The organism is Flavobacterium sp., assembly GCF_044341265.1.
Taxonomy (GTDB): domain Bacteria; phylum Bacteroidota; class Bacteroidia; order Flavobacteriales; family Flavobacteriaceae; genus Flavobacterium.
Genome location: NZ_JBIISA010000006.1, coordinates 132279 through 149324, shown reverse-complemented (window position 1 = coordinate 149324; position 17046 = coordinate 132279). Strand labels below are relative to the sequence as shown.

Annotated in this window: 17 protein-coding genes; 12 read left to right on the top strand and 5 right to left on the bottom strand. The window is 30.9% G+C overall.

Annotation, left to right across the window (positions count from 1 at the left end; translation table 11 throughout):
- Both ACIQ06_RS04780 and ACIQ06_RS04775 read left to right on the top strand, forming a co-directional pair.
- A partial coding sequence (locus ACIQ06_RS04780; protein ID WP_396144125.1) for a T9SS type A sorting domain-containing protein occupies nt 1–441 on the top strand: 441 nt, incomplete at its 5' end.
- A gap of 87 nt (nt 442–528) precedes the next feature.
- Nucleotides 529–2754, top strand: a complete 2226-nt coding sequence (locus tag ACIQ06_RS04775; protein WP_396144124.1) for a beta strand repeat-containing protein — start codon at nt 529–531, stop codon at nt 2752–2754.
- Nucleotides 2755–2823: 69 nt separating this feature from the next.
- Here ACIQ06_RS04775 and ACIQ06_RS04770 read toward each other — a convergent pair whose 3' ends face one another.
- The 4 genes from ACIQ06_RS04770 to ACIQ06_RS04755 form a co-directional block, all read right to left on the bottom strand.
- A complete protein-coding gene (locus ACIQ06_RS04770) occupies nt 2824–4137 on the bottom strand; it encodes an ABC1 kinase family protein (RefSeq protein ID WP_396144123.1) in 1314 nt (437 codons plus the stop codon).
- 24 nt (nt 4138–4161) lie between these two features.
- On the bottom strand, nt 4162–4833 hold the full coding sequence (locus tag ACIQ06_RS04765) for a TetR family transcriptional regulator C-terminal domain-containing protein (protein WP_396144122.1): 672 nt from the start codon (nt 4831–4833) through the stop codon (nt 4162–4164).
- 154 nt (nt 4834–4987) lie between these two features.
- Entirely contained in the window at nt 4988–5683 is a 696-nt protein-coding gene (locus tag ACIQ06_RS04760; protein ID WP_396144121.1) for an OmpA family protein, read from the bottom strand.
- Between the two features lie 20 nt (nt 5684–5703).
- Nucleotides 5704–6177 (bottom strand): lipocalin family protein, encoded by a 474-nt coding sequence (locus tag ACIQ06_RS04755; protein ID WP_396144120.1) that lies wholly within the window; start codon nt 6175–6177, stop codon nt 5704–5706.
- 175 nt (nt 6178–6352) lie between these two features.
- On the opposite strand from ACIQ06_RS04755, the gene htpG reads away from it, so the two are divergent.
- The 8 genes from htpG (at nt 6353) to ACIQ06_RS04715 (ending at nt 13647) form a co-directional block, all read left to right on the top strand.
- Nucleotides 6353–8239: a molecular chaperone HtpG gene (gene htpG / locus ACIQ06_RS04750; RefSeq protein ID WP_396144118.1), complete on the top strand. Its 1887-nt coding sequence runs from the start codon at nt 6353–6355 to the stop codon at nt 8237–8239.
- Between the two features lie 84 nt (nt 8240–8323).
- Nucleotides 8324–8821 carry a GNAT family N-acetyltransferase gene (locus tag ACIQ06_RS04745; RefSeq protein ID WP_396144117.1) on the top strand — a complete coding sequence of 166 codons (498 nt, stop codon included), beginning with the start codon at nt 8324–8326 and terminating at the stop codon, nt 8819–8821.
- Nucleotides 8822–8868: 47 nt separating this feature from the next.
- Nucleotides 8869–9276 (top strand): DUF2721 domain-containing protein, encoded by a 408-nt coding sequence (locus tag ACIQ06_RS04740; protein WP_396144116.1) that lies wholly within the window; start codon nt 8869–8871, stop codon nt 9274–9276.
- Nucleotides 9277–9387: 111 nt separating this feature from the next.
- Complete coding sequence (locus ACIQ06_RS04735; protein WP_396144115.1) at nt 9388–9894, top strand: hypothetical protein; 507 nt, start codon at nt 9388–9390, stop codon at nt 9892–9894.
- On the top strand, nt 9895–11703 hold the full coding sequence (locus tag ACIQ06_RS04730; protein ID WP_396144114.1) for an ATP-binding protein: 1809 nt from the start codon (nt 9895–9897) through the stop codon (nt 11701–11703).
- On the top strand, nt 11700–12311 hold the full coding sequence (locus tag ACIQ06_RS04725) for a response regulator (RefSeq protein ID WP_396144113.1): 612 nt from the start codon (nt 11700–11702) through the stop codon (nt 12309–12311). The genes ACIQ06_RS04730 and ACIQ06_RS04725 overlap by 4 nt, the downstream gene beginning before the upstream one ends.
- A gap of 119 nt (nt 12312–12430) precedes the next feature.
- Complete coding sequence (locus ACIQ06_RS04720) at nt 12431–12739, top strand: hypothetical protein (protein WP_396144112.1); 309 nt, start codon at nt 12431–12433, stop codon at nt 12737–12739.
- A 44-nt stretch (nt 12740–12783) separates the two neighbouring features.
- Nucleotides 12784–13647 (top strand): hypothetical protein, encoded by an 864-nt coding sequence (locus tag ACIQ06_RS04715; protein WP_396144111.1) that lies wholly within the window; start codon nt 12784–12786, stop codon nt 13645–13647.
- Between the two features lie 60 nt (nt 13648–13707).
- Here the strand turns inward: ACIQ06_RS04715 and ACIQ06_RS04710 are convergent, their stop codons facing one another.
- The gene (locus ACIQ06_RS04710; RefSeq protein ID WP_396144110.1) at nt 13708–14301 is read right to left on the bottom strand and encodes a murein L,D-transpeptidase catalytic domain-containing protein; all 594 of its coding nucleotides are present in this window, start codon (nt 14299–14301) and stop codon (nt 13708–13710) included.
- Nucleotides 14302–14402: 101 nt separating this feature from the next.
- Between ACIQ06_RS04710 and ACIQ06_RS04705 the strand changes: the two genes are divergently transcribed.
- On the top strand, nt 14403–15800 hold the full coding sequence (locus ACIQ06_RS04705; RefSeq protein WP_396144109.1) for a DUF1800 domain-containing protein: 1398 nt from the start codon (nt 14403–14405) through the stop codon (nt 15798–15800).
- Nucleotides 15801–15810: 10 nt separating this feature from the next.
- Nucleotides 15811–16977, top strand: a complete 1167-nt coding sequence (locus ACIQ06_RS04700) for a DUF1501 domain-containing protein (protein WP_396144108.1) — start codon at nt 15811–15813, stop codon at nt 16975–16977.
- Nucleotides 16978–17046 lie beyond the last annotated feature (69 nt).

Genomic DNA, 17046 nt, shown 5'->3' with positions numbered 1-17046 from the left:
TTTGATAACACATTAAATCGTTTTACATTAAACAACTTCCCAGGATTAATTCCTAACGGAGCCATTTATTCTGTACAAGTAGCAGTTAGGTTACCAAATGAGACTAGCTTTGGTCCATACAGTAAATCATGTACAATCAAAACTCCAATGCAAGCAAGAGCTATAGCATCAGATGTTCAATTAGAAGTAGTAAATGTTTTTGAAGCTTTGGCATATCCAAATCCATTTGCAGAAAACTTCAAGTTGGATGTAAAAACTAACAGCGAAGCAAGTATTCAAGTTAGAGTTTACGACATGATAGGAAAACTAGTTGAAGACAAAATGATAAACGCTTCTGATATTCAAAATTTTGAATTAGGAAACCAATATCCATCTGGAGTTTACAATGTAATTGTATCTCAAGAGTCTAACACTAAAACACTACGTGTAATAAGAAGATAATTTAAATTAAAGCTAAATATTAAAAATACCTCTCTTTCTTTGAGAGGTATTTTTTAATATTTTTTCATGCATATTCAAGAAGTAATTATGAAAAATTTCACATCAATTCGAATCATAATAGTATTTCTATTTACCATAGTGAGTCAAGCTCAAGTAGGAATTGATACACCAACACCTCAAGGAGCGTTAGACATAACATCATCAAATGATGGCTTATTAATACCTAGAGTAGCCTTAACAATTACCACAAGTGCATTGCCACTAACATCACCAACAATTTCTGAATTAGTATACAATTCTGCGACTGTTGCTGATGTTACACCTGGTTTTTATTATTGGAATGGAACAATTTGGGTTAGATTAGCAACTGGAGCATCAAATAATTGGAGCATTTTAGGAAATACAGGAATTGTAGACGGAACTAACTTCATAGGAACTGCTGCGGGAACAAACGTTGATGTTGCGTTTAGAAGAAATAACTTAGCTGCTGGAAAAATTGGAGCAACAAGTACTTCCTTCGGTGTAGGTGCATTGACCGCTGGAGCAACAACAAATAGTTCGGCTTTTGGAACGAATGCATTAACACTAAATACTGGTGCTAATAATGTAGCAGTTGGGAATGGTTCATTAGCCGCAAATACTACAGGTAATACAAATGTAGCTGTTGGAAATAGCACATTAGCAGCCAATGTAAGTGGAATTCAAAACACCGGAGTTGGAAATAACGCATTATTACTTAATACTGGAAGTGCGTCAACAGCTATTGGCTTTGAAGCATTGAGAGCAAATACAACTGGAAATAATGGAACAGCCGTTGGATTTCGAGCTTTATCAGGCAATACAACAGCAAGCAACAATACTGCTATTGGATTTGAAACTATGTTAAACAATTCAACTGGTAATGAAAATACGGCTGTGGGTTTTCAATCGGCTAGATTTAATTTTACTGGAGCAAGAAATACCGCAGTTGGACATATTGCTTTAAACAATAATACAGGATCTGAAAATACCGCTTTTGGACATAGTGCCTTGGTAGGAATTTCTCAAGCAGGCTCAAGATTTAATACTGCAATTGGTTATCAAGCTATGTTTGCAGTAGGTCTACCTCCTTTTACAACCACCACCAATGTTGTAGCTGTTGGAGCAAATGCACTTTTTCAAAACAGAGCTTCCAACGCAACAGCTGTAGGATATAATGCTTTACAAGGTCAAATTTCTGGAGGCACTGGAAATACAGGTGTTGGATATAGCGTATTGAATAATAATGCAAATGGTGACAATAATACTGCTGTTGGTAACGAAGCAGGGTTTGCAGCAACAGGGTCAGACAATACACTTATTGGGAATTTTGCAGGACAATTTACTACTGGTTCCAATAATATAGCTATTGGTTCTAATTCATTGAGAGCAAATGGTGCTTCAGCTAATAGTGTCGCAATTGGTTTTAATGCACTTAATTCAAATACTGCTACAAGTAATACTGCCATTGGTTATAATGCATTAAGAACAAATGGTACTGGTACTGGAAATGTAGCAATAGGTAACCAAGCTGGTGAATTTGAAACAACTTCTAATAAATTATATATAACGAATTCAAGTACAAATGCTACAACATCTCTGATTTATGGAGAGTTTAGTCCAACAAGAATTTTGAGAACAAATAGTACTTTTCAAATTGGTGATCCGGCAGGAACGGGTTATGTTTTTCCAGCAGCAAGAGGAACCATAAATCAAGTTCTTCAAACAAATGCTGCCGGAGTTTTAAGTTGGGTAAATCCATCATCATTAACTATTACTGAAACTGATCCGCAAGTATCATCCGTAACAATCAATAACATTCCAAAATGGAATGGTACAACACTTGTGGATGGAATTGTAACAGATAATGGAACTACCGTTACAGTTGCTGGTACAACTTCAACAACTAATTTGCAAATGACTGCTGGTGCAACGGCGAATTATTTTTTACAAAGTGATGCTGCTGGAAACGGTAGTTGGGCTCAAATTCCTGTAAATACTGTAAAACCATATATTACAACTGGAGTAGCAACTGGTATCTATACCATTTCATTATCTGAATATACTGTTAGAGTCTTTAATGCTGTGTCCGAAGTTAGATTACCCAATGCAGTTGGTAATACAGGTAAAATTTACATAATTATAGGAAGCAATACAATAAGTTCAAAAATACTGTCAACAAGTGGTGGTAACATTTATGATGATGTTACAAATACTTTTATAAACACCATAAATGCAAATGAGAGATATACAGTTCAAAGTGATGGAAGTGATTGGATTGTAATAGGTAGATAAAACAATAAGAGCGATGCTAAAACGTGTAGCCATCGCTCTTATCAACCTAACCAATAAACAAACAATCTTTTATTTCTTAATATATTTTTCAAATTCTTTTGTTTGAACCCTTGCTTTTAAATCATGCAACAAGTTGTACAAACCAAAAAACGTTCTGTTTATGTACAAAAAGTGTTTTGAACCTCTATTACCATTCATTTTTCTTAATTGAGTATCTTTAGCGAACTCCTCTCCCATTGTAGCAATTTGACCAAAGAAATCATCATCAGAAAAATCGAAAAAGTCTCCGTGAAATGGCTTGGTAAATAAGCTCAACAAATCATGAAATAACTTTGTAAAATATTTTATTTCTTCTTTAGAATCATCTAATCTTAAAATCTCTAATTCATATAATTTTTCGTTGAACAATTTCGGATTATCAATCACTGCTGGATTTGCTAATTCAAAATAAGGAACATAAAATTCTAAAGGAACATGTTTGATACAACCAAAATCAATTGCAACTAATTTATCGTCTTTATCAATCAAGAAGTTCCCAGGATGCGGATCAGCATGTACTTGTTTTAAATGATGCATTTGATACATATAAAAATCCCAAAGCGCTTGACCTATTTTATCACCTTTAACTCTATCTGTATTGTGAGAAGCAAATTCTGACAAATGTTCACCATCAATCCATTCCATTGTCAGTATTTTCTCTGATGACAATTCTGGATAATATTTTGGGAAACGTAAATTTGCAATATGCTTACACCAATCAGATACTTCTAAACTTTGCTTTAATTCTAAATTATAATCGGTTTCTTCCAATAATTTATCTTCAACTTCTTTAAAATATTTATCAGAATCTTTACCTTTTATGTTAAACATTCTAATCGCGAATGGTTTCACTAAAGCCAAATCAGAACTTATACTATCCGCAACACCTGGATATTGGATTTTCACAGCAAGATTTTTCCCATCTTTGGTTGCTTTGTGTACCTGACCGATACTCGCAGCATTCATAGCATCTGGCGTAAACGTGTCGTATAAGTTCTCTGGATATTGACCTAAATATTTTTTAAATGTTTTTCTAACTAATGGTGCCGACAATGGTGGAACCGAAAATTGTGACAACGAAAATTTATCTACATATTGTTGTGGCATAATGCTTTTGTCCATACTCAACATTTGAGCAACTTTCAAAGCACTTCCTTTTAAATTCTTTAAACCATCATAAATGTCTTCGGCATTGCTTTCGTTTAATTTATCACGATTTAAAGATGGATTTACAATCTTTTCACCATAATAAGCAACATAGTTTCCACCTACTTTAAATCCGGTTTTTACTAATTGACTGGCGCGCTCTATCTTTCCTGTTGGAATTTTATCTAATGTTTTCATACTTGTGCTGAATTTATTTCAGTATTAATTCATTTTTTCTTTCCAAAGGAATTTTCCTAAATCGAATAAACTTTCTAATGGTTTTGTATCTAACAAATCAACTACTGTATTTACTGATTTTTCGATTAAAACATCTGTTTTTTCAAACCCTACAGAAGTATCATCCATCCAAAATTTCAATAAAAATAAGAACTGAATCCATGCTCCTTCTGCAAAAACTGGTTTGGTGATTTTAGAAATTTTATCACTTACCATATTTTCATTCTCATCAATAATACTTACGATAAAATCTTTAAAATGGTTTCTGAATTGTTTTAAACTTTTCAAATTCTTTAATCCTTCTTTGTTCTCTTTTAAAGAAAACACCACATAACTTCTGTTCAAGGTTAAAATTTCAAACAAAGTAAAATACAATGTTAGAAGTTTATTTTTATCTGAATAACTTTCAAATGCCTCATCTTTCTTAATAGAAGCCTCTGCATTCTCAAAAAATTTAACCCAAATTTCCTGCCTCAATCCATCCAACGAACCAAAGAATTTGTAGAAATCTGCTTCCTCTATTTTGTGCTCTTTACAAAATGAGAATACATTTTTAGGTTCGGCATTATTGCTTAGAACATAATCCATGTACATAGAAATGATAGCATCATCTGTTACCAATTTCTTTTTGCTTGTTGTTTTCTTAGAAGTTTCCATTTAAAATAAATTTGATTGTAAAATTACTTATTGTTTAACAATTAACGAAATTATCTAAACAAAAAGTTTTGTTAAATGTTGTTCAAAATATTTGAAAATAAAAAAGCGACCAATGAAAATTGATCGCCTTTAATGAAGTTATAAACTCTTAAATTTAGTTTCCAGCTTGTTTTTTAGCATCTTCAACCATTTTTTCATTTGCTGTAATTGCAAACTCAACTCTACGATTTTGAGAACGACCTTCTGGAGTATCGTTAGTTGCAATAGGATCAGCAATTCCCATTCCAACCATTTTAAATCTTGACATATTTAAACCTTTTGACTCTAAATATTTTTCAACAGAAATTGCTCTCTGTTCAGATAATGTCAAGTTATATTCTGGTTTACCTGTAATATCAGTATATCCATAAATAACGATATCTGTATCAGCATAACTTTGAAAAACTGGAACTAATTTGTCTAAATTAGCTTTTGCTGCAGCAGTCAATGTAGATTTATTGGTATCAAAGCGTACAGAATTTTCACCTAAAACCAATCTGATTCCTTCTCCTACTCTCTCAACTTGAGCTCCAGGCAAAGCTGTTTGAATTTCTCTAGCTTGCTTATCCATTTTATTTCCAATAACTCCACCTGCTACACCACCTATAACACCTCCTAGTACAGCACCAATTGCGCCATTACCACCTTTTCCAATGTTATTTCCTAGAACTGCTCCAAGAACACCACCTGCAACTGCACCAATTGCAGCACCACGTTGAGTTTTATTTGTGTTTTTTACCGACTCACAACTTGTAAAAAGTGAACCTATACTTAAAACTCCTATCAATAAATAAATTGTAATCTTTTTCATTTTCTTATATTTTAAATTATTTAATTTCTCTGAAACTGATATACCACATCAATAGATTTTCCACCAACATTAGCTTTATCTATTAACTGAAATGATGTTTCCGTTTGATTAGCTACAGTTAAAATGTAACCTTCAGCAACTTTTTTTGCTTTAGTTTCGTTTATAATTTTCATGACAAAATTTCCATTATCATTGATAAACCAAGTTATTGGTGAAGTGAAACTAGTACAACTAGAATTATTCAGAGCCATTTCACCTTTATTGTTATTTGAAATAAATTTCCAAGTACTTCCAACAAAACATTTAGAATCTGCAATATCAAATGAAGTAACCTTGATATAATCTGAACCCGGATAAGTAACAGAACTTATTGTCCAAGTTCCTTTTACTAAGACTTGAGAACTTTTATCAAGTCTTGTATTTGTTACATTTTGCTTTGGTTTACAACCAATTACAAAAGAAACTAATAGTAATAGAAGAATACCTTTTTTCATATTTTTTTTAAATTTAGTTTAATGTACAAAGGTAATTATAAATCAATTGGAAAATTTACATGATTTCAAAAATAACTTATAGAATTACTTCTACGTCATTTTGTCAGATTAAAGCCTTTGGTACTGAATTTGAATAGTGATAAAGCATAAATTGTTTAACTTAAAAGTTCAAAATATGTCAACAGGAAAAATTAATGTTTCAGTAGAAAACATTTTCCCTTTAATCAAGAAATTTCTTTACAATGACCACGAAATTTTTCTTCGTGAATTGGTTTCAAATGCTACAGATGCAACTTTAAAATTAAAACATTTAACTAGTATTGGTGAGGCTAAAGTTGAATATGGCAATCCGATTATTGAAGTAAAAATCGATAAAGAAGCCAAAAAACTTCACATCATCGACCAAGGTTTAGGAATGACTGCCGACGAAGTTGAAAAATACATCAATCAAGTGGCTTTTTCTGGTGCAGAAGAATTTCTTGAAAAATATAAAGATTCTGCCAAAGATTCTGGAATTATTGGTCATTTTGGTTTAGGATTTTATTCGGCATTTATGGTTGCTGAAAAAGTTGAAATCATTACTAAATCATTTAAAGATGAACCAGCTGCACATTGGACATGCGATGGAAGTCCAGAATTTACTCTTGAAGCATCAGACAAAACGTCTCGTGGAACTGAAATTATTCTTCATATTGCTGAAGATTCTCTTGAGTTTCTAGAAGAATATAAAATCAGAGAATTACTTATAAAATATAATAAGTTCATGCCTATTCCAATTAAATTTGGAACACGCAAAGAAACTTTACCAAAGCCAGAAGATGCTGCAGAGGATTTTGTTGCAGAAACTATTGAAGTAGACAATATCATTAATAATCCAACTCCTGCTTGGACAAAATTGCCAACAGATTTAACGGATGAAGATTACAAAAGCTTTTACCACGAATTGTATCCAATGCAATTTGAAGAACCTTTATTCAATATTCATTTGAATGTAGATTATCCTTTTAATTTGACTGGTATTTTGTATTTCCCAAAACTGTCTAACGACATGCAAATGCAAAAAGACAGAATTCAAATGTATCAAAATCAGGTTTTTGTAACCGATAATGTTGAAGGAATTGTTCCAGAATTTTTAGGAATGCTGAAAGGTGTAATTGATTCGCCAGATATTCCTTTGAATGTTTCGCGTTCTGGATTACAAGCAGATAGTAACGTAAAGAAAATATCGAATTATATCACAAGAAAAGTAGCTGATAAATTGAAAGGTTTATTCAATGAAAATCGTGAAGATTTTGAGAAAAAATGGAACGATATCAAAATAGTTTTAGAATACGGAATGTTATCTGAACCAAAATTCTACGAAAAAGCAGGCGATTTTGTTTTATATCCTTCAGTTGATGATAAATATTATACTTTATCAGAATTGAAAGAAGCCATTACTCCAAATCAAACTGACAAAAACGGAAAATTAGTAGTTTTATATGCTTCTAATAAAGATACGCAACATGGTTATGTAGAAATTGCAAAAGAAAAAGGATATGAAGTTTTATTTTTAGATTCTCCAATTGTTTCGCATTTGATTCAAAAATTAGAATCTGATAACGAAAACCTAACTTTTGTTCGTGTAGATTCTGACCATATTGACAAATTGATTCAAAAAGAAGAAACTCAAATTTCTAAATTATCGGAAGATGAGGCTACTAATTTGAAAACGGTTTTAGAGGAAATTGTTCCAAAAACTAACTATTCTGTTCAATTAGAACCAATGGATAGTTCGGCGGCACCATTCATGATTACGCAACCAGAATTCATGAGAAGAATGAAAGAAATGAGTCAAACTGGCGGTGGCGGAATGTTCGGAATGGGTAATTTCCCAGAAATGTATAATTTGGTTGTAAATACGAATTCTGAATTAGCAACAACTATCTTAAACACCTCTGACAAATCAGCTCAAGAAAGTTTGGTAAAACAAGCTCTTGATTTAGCCAAAATCTCACAAGGATTACTGAAAGGTGAAGAATTAACTGCTTTTGTGAAAAGAAGTTTTGAGTTGATTAAGTAAGAAAACAGAATATAGAATATATAGAAGAGACCTGTGAGTGAAAACTTGCAGGTTTTTTTTGTAAATTTGAATAAAAAGCATCTCATGAATTTCACACTTCGTCCCTGGCAAATTTCTGATGTTGAAAGTTTAGCAAAATATGCTAACAATGTAAATTTGACAACCTTTTTTACTAATCGTTTTCCAATTCCTTACTCAGAAAATGATGCTAAAAATTTTATCGAAATAGCTTTAAAAGACCAGCTCATACTAAAATATGCAATTGAAATAAATGGCGAAGCCGTGGGCGGAATTGACTTTCATCCACAAGCAGATATTTTATGTAAAAACATTGAAATTGGTTATTGGATTGGTGAACCATTTTGGGGAAAAGGAATAATGACAGAAGTTGTAAAGCAAATCATACCAATTGGATTTGATCGTTTTGATGTTACTCGGATTTATGCTAAATGCTTTGGAAAAAATATTGGTTCACAAAAAGTTTTAGAAAACGCAGGTTTCAAACTTGAAGCTCGATTTGAGAATATCATTTACAAATACGATGCTTTTCAAGATGAACTCATTTATGGTGTAAGACGATAATTATTCCCTAACTTCGTACTTCGTAAATCTAACTTCAAACTTTAAAAATGAACCTATCCATAGAAACTCCAGCATTATTATTTTCTGCAACTTCGTTAATACTTTTGGCTTACACCAATCGATTTTTAACCATTGCACAAATCGTTCGAGGCTTGAAGAAAACCTACGATGAAAAAGAGAACAAAAGCATTTTGATAGAAATCAAAAACCTCAACTTGCGATTAACCTTAATTAGATATATGCAACTTTTTGGTGTATTGAGTTTGTTTCTTTCCGTATTCGGAATGTTAGTTTTGTTTATGGAATGGAAGCTTGTTGGTATATATATTTTTGGTGCAAGCTTGCTTAGTTTGCTTATTTCACTTGGCATCTCTTTTTGGGAAATTAGTATTTCTGTCAAAGCTTTACGTGTCCACTTAAGTGATTTAATTGATGATGAAATTGCAAAAGATTAATTATCAAAACGTTAATTTTAATTATATCTCCTTAAAATCCCTATTTGTAGGGATTTTTTTTATAATTTAATACCAGAATTTTGAACTATTAAACCCTTAAAACTAAAAAATATGAGAAGAGTATACGAAACTTGTGGAGAATTTAATTTAAAAAATCTTACAGCAACTGCAAAAACAACTTTACCTGATTCAAAAGGATTGATTTGTAAATATGTAAAATATTATAATATTTCCACAGAGACAAATTATGCTGTTTTTGCTGTTATGGTTGATAATAGTGGAAATTTTGATTTGAGACAGAGTCCAGATCCAAGTATTGATGTTATAGTCGCTCCACAACCTATTGATTTACAAAACATTGACCACAAATTCTCGCGAAGAGATTTTAAAAATTTAAAAGCTACTGATGAAATATATTTTTTCTGTTGGCATGATTCAACTTTTGATGAGGGAATTCTAAGATTTTTACAAAACCAAGAAATTGAACCCTCAGCTTTATTAACAGCATTTCAGAATGAAAATTCTATTGAAGAAAATCTAATAGTGAGAAGTATTTTAAGACCATTACAACCAAAAGTAGGAAATGGTGGGATTCTAACAGTTAATGGTTCTTGCTAAATGACATTAAAAAAAATCAAAATATTTTTTATAAAAGCAGCACTTTTGTTTAGTGTTGCTTTTACTTATTCGCAATCAAACGCTTTAAAAAAACTTGAATTACAAATAAAAAATCAGGATTTTGAACAAGCAAAAATTATTAATGAAAAAATAAATACAAAAAAGTTCAATGCTTTTGAACTTGCACAATACAACTATTTATTAGCCATTATAAACGTTCAAGAAAACAAAGACGACTTGGCTTTCAATCACTACATTGAGTCAAAAAAACTATTTAAATCAATTGATAGCGTTGATAAAGTTGCTAAAATTAACATTGAAATTGTTTCGCTTTTATTAGCAATTAATAGAAATAAAGTTGATTATAAAAAGTTTTTAAAAGAGTATAATGATTATGCTGAACAGAAAAAAGATCCGAAAATATTAACGGAGTTTTATATTCAAATTGGAAAGTCATTTTATGATACCATTCCAAAAACGGCATTAGAATATTTCAAAAAAGCAGAAAAAGAAAATCTAAAAATAAATGATGAAATTACCCATGTCAGAATTCTTCAAAACATAGGAGCTACTTTTTCACATGATAGAATAAACAAAATTGACTCTGCTCTTTACTCCTATCAAAAAGCTTTAAAAATTTTAAGAAAAAATCAAAAGAATAGTAATCAACAAAAAATTACAGGATTTTTCTTCAACATTTATACAAACACAGGACTAGCATATAGTAAAAAAAAGGATTTTGAAAAGGCACTTTATTATTTTAACAAAGCAGATTCTATTCCGCTGAAAGATTATTTAAATAAAAATAAAGAAATTTTATATGGCTACTTATCCGATTTATATAAAGAAAAAGGAGACTACATAAAATGTATTGAATACATCGAAAAACAAAAAGTTCTAACTAATACATTGAATGAAAATGAGCAAAAAATTGCTATTACAGAAATTGATACAAAGTACAAAACTGAAGAAACAAAACTTCAAAATCTAACCCTAAAAAACAAGCTTAAAACCAACAAAGTAATACAATTTATAGGGCTAATTTTGTTGTTAACAATCACAACAATAGGAGTTCTAGCTTACAAAAACGTTTCAAAAAAGAAAACCATTGCCGAGCAAGAAAAACTTATCCAAACACAAAAACTTGAAACTTCATTAAAAGAACAAGAACTCCATGAAATTGATATAATGCTTGAGAGTCAGGAAAAAGAACGCCAAAGAATAGCAAATGAATTACATGATAATCTAGGTAGTTTATTAGCAACTTTAAAGTTCAATTTTCAAAACCTTAAACGCCAAAAAGAAGTTGTGGAAGACAAAGAAAATCAATTGTTTGAAAAAACTGATTCACTCATTGATGAAGCTTATCAGGAAGTAAGAAATATTTCACACCTAAAAAACCTTGGAGTTATTGGAAGTCATGGTTTGGAAATTGCCGTAAAAAAAATGGCAGAAAAAATGAGTATTCTTAAAAAGTTGACCATAAACGTAATTCCATTCGGAGTAAACGAAAGATTGGAAAATCAAAAGGAAATAACAATTTTTAGAATGATTCAAGAATTGTGCACCAATATCATCAAACATTCTCATGCCACAGAAGTTAATATTTATCTTACACAGCATAACAAAACAGACATCAACATCATCATTGAAGACAATGGTAGAGGATTTGACATCAAAACAATAGTTTCTAAAGACGGAATTGGTCTTAAAAGTATAGAAAAAAAAGTAGAACAAATGGGTGGAACTTTCACCATAGATTCAGTAATAAATAAAGGAACAACCATAATTATAGACCTACCAATATGATAACATTAGTAATTGCAGAAGATCATCAAGCTCTAATTGATGGCATCCGTTCTTTTTTGGAATATGAAGAAGATATTACCGTTTTGGGTGAAGCAAATGATGGTGAAATGTTAATCGATTTGGTTAGAAAAAAGCAACCACAAATTGTTTTAACCGATATAAGAATGCCCAAATGCGATGGAATTTGTGCTACAAAAACAATAAAGAAAGAGTTTCCAAATACCAAGATAATTGCTTTTAGCATGTTTGACCAAGCAGAAGCTATTCATCAAATGAAAGATGCTGGTGCATCGGGCTATATCATGAAGAATTCTTCACTTAAAAAAGTTTTAGAAGCCATAAGAATTGTAGCTAAAAATGGAGACTATTTTGATGATTCCATAACAACTACAGATTTAACAAGCAAAGAAGAAATTGTTTTAAGCACAAGAGAAAAAGAAATACTACGCCTAATAGGTGAAGGGAAAACTTCTCAAGAAATTGCTGATATTCTATTCATTGGTAAAAGCACTGTTGACACGCACAGAAAAAATATTCTGAAGAAAATGAATATTCAGGGAAAAACGGATTTAATAAGATTTGCCGTTGAAAGAAAATATGATTTTTAGAAAATATTATTACGTTAAAAAATTAAAAATAGCATTTCATAAACTAAAAAGGCTATTTCATAAAAAAAATAAATATCTCTCAATTTTTGACTTACCTTACAAAGAAATAAAACTAAAAAATGATAACTTTCACTAAAGACGATTTATTTTATTCAGACTATGAATGGTCGTCCTATATGCCATCTGATTCTAAAATTTCTGGTAAAATAGATGAAACCCGATTTAATAAAAATCAAGGTATGGAAGTGTTGTATCTTATCAACAAGCTAGTCGATTTGTGGGATTTTAGTAAAATTGAAAGTTGTATTAAAATTGAACGTTGCATTAGAGAAAAACTACCTCCTAAAATAACCAAACAAGAAGAAGTAGCAACATGGATACAGTTAAATTGGAAAACTATTGAATTAAAAAAAAATAAAAAAAATTAAACCTTTTATCAATTTCATAGTCTTATGCATAAACTTATTTGATTATGAAAAAAATAACCACACTTTTACTTATCCTTCTTGCAACATCTGTAGGATTTAGTCAAGAAGACGAAAGACCAGATAATACTGGCGACAACTTCAGCTTAGAAGGTGCTTTGGCATTATTCAAAAAATCAAACTCTTTAGAAGAATTTGAAAAATTACTCAACGAAGAAAATAACAATGTAAATAACCTTGATTTAAATGATGATAATGATATTGATTACATTATGGTGGACGACATTCGTGAAGGTGATACACATGTAATCGTTTTGAGTACTTATGTAAACGATAAAGAAAAACAAGACATCGCCATAATTGGAATTGAAAAAACTGGAAATGAAAGTGCAACGCTTCAAATTGAAGGCGATGCTGATTTATACGCAGAAAATACTTTTGTAGAGCCAAATGAAGTTGTAGAATCTTCAACTGGTGGAAAAGGTGGACCAAGTGTTAGCGAATTATACACTAAACAAGTTATTGTAAATGTTTGGTTTTGGCCAAGTGTAAGATTTCTTTACGCTCCAACCTATGTAGTATGGCATTCTCCTTGGAGATGGAGTTTTTACCCAAAATGGTGGAAACCATGGCGTCCTTATAAATATCATGTTTTTTATAACAGATGTGCTCCTCATAGAGTTTACTACCATCGCGTTCCTGCAAGAAGAGTTATTTTAGCTCACAAAATGTATGCACCAAGAAGAAATCATTCAACCGTGGTGGTTCATAACAATAGAAGAACCACTGTAGTTAGAAACAACAACCGTAATACAACAGTTGTACCTAAAAATACAAGAGGAAATGTAAAAACTGTAAGAGTAAAAAAAACAAATCCAAAAAGAGTTAGAACTTCTGGAGGAAGAAGATAAAGGTTAGTTAGTTTGATAAATGTTTGAATTAATCTCATGAATTTTTTTCATGGGATTTTTTTATTCAATAATCCAAAGTAAAACTGGCTTTTTTGTTTGCTTCAATTTAGCATCCAATTTCCTCATAAATGCATCAGAAACTGCAGGACAACCCCAACTTAAAGGTGAAACTTTAGGATATATTTCTTCATTAGAAACAGCATTCCAAGAATGTAAAACCACTACCCTTTTCACAGCATTTTCATTGGTTTTTTCTAATCCATGCAACCAATATTTTACATTTATTCCCCAAGAACTATAATCTCTCTTTCCTATTTTATACTTGCCTTTCATGGAACAATGACTATCGGTTTTATTACTAAACTTTGCCTTTTCCCATTTATCTAGATTTTCTTCAAATTGATCGCAACTTCCATGCGTTACCAAGTTTTTATCAGAAATTTTATTTTCCTTGAAATCATATACAAAAAATCGATTCTTTCCAGGATGAATACTTAAATCCAAAAGAAAATAGTACTCTTCATTAAATCCGTTCTTCTTACAATATTCTAAGGCTTCTGAATTATTCGATTTATAATCTTTTGTTGATGTTTCAACTTTGGCATTGTTACAACAAATAAAACCTAAACATAGAATAAGGAAAATGTTTTTCATGAAGAAGATAATTTAATTCTTATTCTCAACGTTAAAATTTGATTTATATTTAAACCTTTTGTGTTAAATAAAGTCTAAATTTATATTTCAATTTTTTGATTATGAACAAAAGCAATCTTTGGTCTCTGCGATTAGGCTTTTCAGGAAAGCAAGCGCAACTTATAGAAGAATTAGGATTTGAAAAATTTCTAAATCAATCGTATGCAACTACATTCGAAAAAAAACTTCCAACATTTCTTGATGACGAGCCTAAAACCATTGCGGAGTTAAAAGAACTTCGTCAATCGATTAAAAACGGAACTGCAGATGACCAAAAGAAAGTTATTAAAAAGCAAATAAAAAATGCTACCGAATTAAAAAAATGGTGGATTGATAAATTTCTAACAGAAAAATTTCCGCTGAGAGAAAAGATGACCTGCTTTTGGCACAACCATTTTGTAGCAACTTCACAAAAAGTAAAATCTACCTATTGGATTTACCAACACAATATGATTTTGCGTGAAAATGCTTTTGGAAACTTTAAAGAACTTACCAAACTGATTGTAAAATCGAATGCAATGGTTCGTTATTTGGATAATGTTGACAATCGAAAAGATAAAATCAATGAGAATTTAAGTAGAGAGCTTTTAGAACTTTTCACTATCGGAATTGGAAATTATACTGAAAACGATATTAAAGAAGGTGCAAAAGCATTAGCTGGATTAAATCTTGGCGAAGAAAGCGCTGTTTACAGAAGATTTTTAGAAGACAATTCCACAAAAACCTATTTCGGAAAAAAAGGAAATTTTAAAGCTGATGATTTAGTTGACATTATTTTTGAACAAAAAAATACGCCTTATTTAATTACAAGAAAAATACTAAAATGGTTTATTTATGATAATCCATCAGAAGATTTAGTAGTTTATTATGGCGATTATTTCAGAAAAATGAATTTTGAAATCAAGCCACTTTTGACTAAGATTTTTACAGAAGAATATGCAAAAGAGAATTCTGGAAGCAAAATAAAAGATCCGTTAACTTATCTATTTCAACTCACAGACGAGCTAAATATTACAAATTCAAATAGTAATTTAATTAGTTTTTTCTTGAAACAACAAGGAATGGATTTATTCAATCAACCTAATGTAAAAGGTTGGGATGGAGGAAATTCATGGTTAACTTCTCAAATTTATTTACAAAGAAACAATGCCAGTGATTTGCTTTGCAATGGAAGAAATATAAGTAGAAAAGTATTTGACAAAATTCCTGAAGAAGGTGACGAACCAGAAATTAAGTTAGAAAAAATCAACGTCAGCATAGATTTTAATAAAAATGGAAATAACAAACAGATAATTTCAGAATTGTCAAACAGATTGCTTTTTCGAGTAGATGAAAATTTGCAAAAAGACATGGAAAATTTACTCAAATACGATTTTGATGCCAAAGATGACAATGCCAATTACGCCGTTCTAAGACTATTCAATTACATTACAAAAACTCCTGAATACCAACTGATTTAAAGCAAAAATTATGAACAGAAGAAATTTTTTATCGCTAACAGGAACGTTCACTGGAGGAATGCTTTTGCTTCCTGATTTTTTACATGCTTTTGGTTCTCAAAATAATTTGGTTATTGGAGAACAATGCTTGGTTTTTATTCAATTAAATGGTGGAAACGATGGATTGAATACCTTTATTCCATACGAGAACCCTTTATATTATGACCTTCGAACTAAAATTGCCATCAATAAAAATGATGTAATTGGAAAAAATAAAGGAATGGCTTTTCATCCGGCTTTGAAAGATTTTGCTCAAATGCAACAAAACGGAGATTTGTCAGTAATTCAAAATGTAGGTTATCCAGAACCTATTCGTTCGCATTTTAGAAGTCAGGAAATTTGGCAAACAGCTACCGATTCTAATAAATATTTGAACGAAGGTTGGTTAGGTAGATACTTAGATTTGCAATGTAAAGAACACCAACCAACAGCTGGAATTAATTTAGATTCTATTGACAATTTAGCTTTAAAAGGTGTTGAACCCAATTCAATCACAGTAAAAGATCCAAACCGATTTAAAATTAGAAGCGAAAAAGAAGAAAATGTAAAATTATCTGACAATCCGCAATTGGATTTTGTTAGAAAAATTGCCAACTCAGTTACAGAAGGTTCTGATGATATTCAAAAAGCTTTAGGAAAATCAACATCCGAAATTAGTTATCCTAAAACTGGTTTGGCAAAAAATTTAGAATGGATTGCCCGATTAGTTAAAGGAAATTTGAATTCAAAAGTATATTATACTTCGCTTGGAGGATTTGACACACACGACAATCAATTGGACATTCACAAAAGAAAATTAACCGAATTGAACGATGCCATTTTTAGTTTTTATACCGATTTGAAAAAAGCGCAATTACTACAAAATGCGACAATAGTAGTCTTTTCAGAATTTGGAAGAAGAGTCAAAGACAATGGTAATGGAACCGATCACGGAACTGCAGCACCAATGTTTGTTATTGGAGGAAACAACAAATCTAAAATAATAGGAAACAATCCAAATTTATCTGATTTAGACAATGGCGATTTGAAACATCAAATTGATTTTAGAAGTGTTTATGCAACATTGTTACAACAAAAAATGTCTTTTGATTACACTAAAATTGGTATCAACAATAAACCTCTCGAAGGATTATTCTAAACTTTAAGTAGATAAACTTTTGAACTCATTAACAAAGGACTATCTTTGTCGGCTTTTTAAAAAATAAAA

Coding starts and splice junctions, on each gene's coding strand:
- htpG (WP_396144118.1), top strand. CDS start 6,353: ATGTCAACAGGAAAAATTAATGTTTCAGTAGAAAACATTTTCCCTTTA.
- ACIQ06_RS04745 (WP_396144117.1), top strand. CDS start 8,324: ATGAATTTCACACTTCGTCCCTGGCAAATTTCTGATGTTGAAAGTTTA.
- ACIQ06_RS04705 (WP_396144109.1), top strand. CDS start 14,403: ATGAACAAAAGCAATCTTTGGTCTCTGCGATTAGGCTTTTCAGGAAAG.
- ACIQ06_RS04755 (WP_396144120.1), bottom strand. CDS start 6,177: ATGAAAAAAGGTATTCTTCTATTACTATTAGTTTCTTTTGTAATTGGT.
- ACIQ06_RS04730 (WP_396144114.1), top strand. CDS start 9,895: ATGACATTAAAAAAAATCAAAATATTTTTTATAAAAGCAGCACTTTTG.
- ACIQ06_RS04700 (WP_396144108.1), top strand. CDS start 15,811: ATGAACAGAAGAAATTTTTTATCGCTAACAGGAACGTTCACTGGAGGA.
- ACIQ06_RS04740 (WP_396144116.1), top strand. CDS start 8,869: ATGAACCTATCCATAGAAACTCCAGCATTATTATTTTCTGCAACTTCG.
- ACIQ06_RS04775 (WP_396144124.1), top strand. CDS start 529: ATGAAAAATTTCACATCAATTCGAATCATAATAGTATTTCTATTTACC.
- ACIQ06_RS04710 (WP_396144110.1), bottom strand. CDS start 14,301: ATGAAAAACATTTTCCTTATTCTATGTTTAGGTTTTATTTGTTGTAAC.
- ACIQ06_RS04725 (WP_396144113.1), top strand. CDS start 11,700: ATGATAACATTAGTAATTGCAGAAGATCATCAAGCTCTAATTGATGGC.
- ACIQ06_RS04720 (WP_396144112.1), top strand. CDS start 12,431: ATGATAACTTTCACTAAAGACGATTTATTTTATTCAGACTATGAATGG.
- ACIQ06_RS04735 (WP_396144115.1), top strand. CDS start 9,388: ATGAGAAGAGTATACGAAACTTGTGGAGAATTTAATTTAAAAAATCTT.
- ACIQ06_RS04715 (WP_396144111.1), top strand. CDS start 12,784: ATGAAAAAAATAACCACACTTTTACTTATCCTTCTTGCAACATCTGTA.
- ACIQ06_RS04765 (WP_396144122.1), bottom strand. CDS start 4,833: ATGGAAACTTCTAAGAAAACAACAAGCAAAAAGAAATTGGTAACAGAT.
- ACIQ06_RS04760 (WP_396144121.1), bottom strand. CDS start 5,683: ATGAAAAAGATTACAATTTATTTATTGATAGGAGTTTTAAGTATAGGT.
- ACIQ06_RS04770 (WP_396144123.1), bottom strand. CDS start 4,137: ATGAAAACATTAGATAAAATTCCAACAGGAAAGATAGAGCGCGCCAGT.